The sequence below is a fragment of the Pseudomonas sp. Sample_9 genome, from assembly GCF_004307535.1.
Classification (GTDB): domain Bacteria; phylum Pseudomonadota; class Gammaproteobacteria; order Pseudomonadales; family Pseudomonadaceae; genus Aquipseudomonas; species Aquipseudomonas mercuritolerans.
The window spans coordinates 2,434-5,354 of the sequence record NZ_RAZO01000456.1 but is presented as its reverse complement, the minus strand read 5'-3'; the positions used below and the strand labels follow the sequence as shown (position 1 = coordinate 5,354).

Annotated in this window: 4 protein-coding genes; all 4 read left to right on the top strand. The window is 64.6% G+C overall.

Features of this window, described 5'->3' with window-relative positions:
- Positions 1 to 30: 30 nt before the first annotated feature.
- Genes cobU through D6877_RS25905 form a run of 4 tightly spaced genes read left to right on the top strand, consistent with a single transcriptional unit; the run spans position 31 to position 2,900 of the window.
- The gene (cobU, locus tag D6877_RS25920) at positions 31 to 552 is read left to right on the top strand and encodes a bifunctional adenosylcobinamide kinase/adenosylcobinamide-phosphate guanylyltransferase (RefSeq protein WP_130912551.1); all 522 of its coding nucleotides are present in this window, start codon (positions 31 to 33) and stop codon (positions 550 to 552) included.
- A complete protein-coding gene (gene cobT, locus D6877_RS25915) occupies positions 549 to 1,604 on the top strand; it encodes a nicotinate-nucleotide--dimethylbenzimidazole phosphoribosyltransferase (RefSeq protein WP_130912550.1) in 1,056 nt (351 codons plus the stop codon). Before cobU ends, cobT begins: the two co-directional genes overlap by 4 nt.
- Entirely contained in the window at positions 1,601 to 2,176 is a 576-nt protein-coding gene (gene cobC / locus D6877_RS25910; RefSeq protein WP_130912549.1) for an alpha-ribazole phosphatase family protein, read from the top strand. The genes cobT and cobC overlap by 4 nt, the downstream gene beginning before the upstream one ends.
- 1 nt (position 2,177) lies before the next feature.
- The gene (locus D6877_RS25905) at positions 2,178 to 2,900 is read left to right on the top strand and encodes an adenosylcobinamide-GDP ribazoletransferase (protein WP_130912548.1); all 723 of its coding nucleotides are present in this window, start codon (positions 2,178 to 2,180) and stop codon (positions 2,898 to 2,900) included.
- Positions 2,901 to 2,921 lie beyond the last annotated feature (21 nt).

Genomic DNA, 2,921 nt, shown 5'->3' with positions numbered 1-2,921 from the left:
TGGCCTCACCACACATTTTTGGATGAACCCATGCTCCAACTGATTCTCGGCGGCGCCCGCTCCGGCAAGAGTTGTCTGGCGGAAAAACTCGCCAGCGACAGCCATCTGGCGGTGACTTACATCGCCACCAGCCAACCGCTGGACGGCGAAATGAATCAACGCGTCGCCCATCATCGCGCACGTCGCCCGGTCGAATGGGCGTTGATCGAAGAACCACTGGAACTGGCCCGCGTGCTGCGCGAATCCGCCGACGCCGAGCGCTGCCTGCTGGTTGATTGCCTTACGCTGTGGCTGACCAATCTGCTGATGCTCGACGACGCCGAACGTCTCGCGGCCGAGCGTGAAGCCTTGCTCGACTGCCTGGCGTTGTTGCCGGGCGAAATCATTTTTGTCAGCAACGAGACCGGAATGGGTGTCGTGCCGCTGGGCGAATTGACCCGCCGCTATGTCGATGAAGCCGGTTGGCTGCATCAAGCTCTGGCCGAGCGTTGTCAGCGAGTTGTCCTGACTGTTGCCGGCCTGCCCCTGACTTTGAAAGGACCTGCGTTATGAGCCCGACCTGGTGGCTGAACCCGTGCAACACCGTGAACTCGGACATCATCGCGCAAGCGACCGAGCGCCAGCAGCAACTGACCAAACCGGCCGGTTCGCTGGGGCGCCTTGAATCGGTGGCCGTGCAACTGGCCGGTCTGCAAGGTCAGCTCAAGCCAACGCTGGATCAAGTCTGGATCGCGATTTTCGCTGGCGACCATGGCGTGGTAGCCGAAGGCGTATCGGCTTATCCGCAAGAAGTTACCGGGCAGATGCTGCTCAACTTTGTCAGCGGCGGCGCGGCGATCAGCGTGCTGGCGCGCCAGCTCGGCGCGCAGCTGGAAGTGGTCGATCTCGGCACGGTGAATCCGGCGCTGAATCTGCCCGGCGTGCGCCATCTGAACATCGGCGCGGGAACGGCGAACTTCGCTCAGGGCGCAGCGATGACTCAGGCGCAGGGCGAATCGGCCTTGCAGGCCGGTCGCGACAGCGTCTTGCGCGCGAAAGCCGCCGGCACCCAGTTGTTCATCGGCGGCGAGATGGGCATCGGCAATACCACGGCGGCCAGTGCGCTGGCCTGTGCCTTGCTCGATTGCCCGGTGGCGCACCTGACCGGTCCCGGCACCGGGCTGAATGCCGCTGGCGTCAGCCACAAGGCGCAAGTCATCGAACGCGCTCTGGCGCTGCATGCCGCACAGCGTGGCGATGCCTTGCAGACACTGTTCAATCTCGGCGGCTTCGAGATTGCCGCGTTGGTTGGTGCCTATCTGGCGTGCGCGCAGGAAGGCATTGCGGTGCTGGTCGACGGCTTCATCTGCACGGTCGCGGCACTGGTCGCGGTGCGCTTGAATCCGGCCTGTCGCGAGTGGCTGTTGTTTGGCCATCGCGGTGCCGAGCCGGGCCATCGCCATGTGCTGGAAACCTTGAGCGCCGAGCCGCTGCTGGAGCTCGGCCTGCGCTTGGGCGAGGGCAGTGGCGCGGCGTTGGCGGTGCCGTTGTTGCGCCTCGCGTGTGACCTGCACGGGCAAATGGCGACGTTCGCCGAAGCAGCCGTGGCGGATCGCCCGGCATGAGCCTGCGCCTGGATCTCCTGCGCCACGGCGAAACGGAACTGGGCGGCGGCTTGCGCGGCAGCCTCGACGATGCGCTGACCGCAAACGGCTGGACGCAGATGCGTGCAGCGGTGGTCGACGGCGGGCCGTGGGATCGCATCGTCAGTTCGCCATTGCAGCGTTGCGCGCGCTTCGCCGCCGAACTCGGTGAGCAATTGAACCTGTCCGTGCATCTGGACAAGGATCTGCAAGAGCTGCATTTCGGCGCGTGGGAAGGGCAGAGCGCGGCGGCATTGATGGAGACGGATGCCGAAGCGCTGGGGCTGTTCTGGGCTGATCCGTATGGGTTTACGCCACCCCAAGGCGAGCCAGTCAGGGTGTTTTCCGCACGGGTGTTGGCGGCGGTCGCGCGATTGCACGCGGCTTACGCCAGCGAACGGATTTTGCTGGTCAGCCACGGCGGTGTGATGCGCTTGTTGCTGGCGCAGGCCCGAAGTTTGCCCCGCGAGCAACTGCTCAATGTCGAAGTCGGCCACGGTGCGCTGTTTGCGCTGACGGTCGCTGCGGACGGCGCGCTCAAGGAAGGTCACTGAGATGTTGCCGCTGTGGATCGCCTTGCAGTTTCTCAGCAGCCTGCCGATTCGCCTGCCGGGCATGCCCGAGCCGCACCAGCTCGGCCGTTCGCTGCTGTTTTATCCGCTGGTGGGATTGCTGTTCGGGCTGATCCTCTTCGCGTTGAATCTGTTGTTGGCCGGCGCGCCGTTGTTGCTGCATGCGGCGCTATTGCTGACCGTGTGGGTATTGCTCAGCGGCGCGCTGCATCTCGATGGCCTGGCCGACAGCGCCGATGCCTGGCTCGGCGGTTTTGGTGATCGCGAGCGCACGCTGACGATCATGAAAGATCCGCGCAGCGGGCCGATTGCGGTGGTCACGCTGGTGCTGGTCCTGTTGCTCAAATTTGCCGCGCTGCTGGCGCTGATCGAGCAAGGGCATACCCTGGCGCTGATCATCGTTCCGGTACTCGGGCGAGCGGCGCTGTTGGGGTTGTTTCTGACTACGCCGTATGTGCGTGCGGGCGGCTTGGGTCAGGCACTGGCCGATCATCTGCCGCGTAGAGCGGGGTGGTGGGTGCTGGGGTTGAGTGCGCTGGGCTGCGTGTTCATCGCGGGTATTGGCGCGGTGCTGATTTCGCTGGTCGGGTTTGTCTGGCTGCGGCTTTTGATGATGCGGCGGTTGGGCGGGACTACCGGGGACACGGCGGGGGCGTTGCTGGAATTGCTGGAGATGGGGGTGTTGGTGGGGCTCGCTTTGGTCTGAAGGATTTGCGGAGATGATGCC

Coding starts and splice junctions, on each gene's coding strand:
- cobC (WP_130912549.1), top strand. CDS start 1,601: ATGAGCCTGCGCCTGGATCTCCTGCGCCACGGCGAAACGGAACTGGGC.
- cobU (WP_130912551.1), top strand. CDS start 31: ATGCTCCAACTGATTCTCGGCGGCGCCCGCTCCGGCAAGAGTTGTCTG.
- cobT (WP_130912550.1), top strand. CDS start 549: ATGAGCCCGACCTGGTGGCTGAACCCGTGCAACACCGTGAACTCGGAC.
- D6877_RS25905 (WP_130912548.1), top strand. CDS start 2,178: ATGTTGCCGCTGTGGATCGCCTTGCAGTTTCTCAGCAGCCTGCCGATT.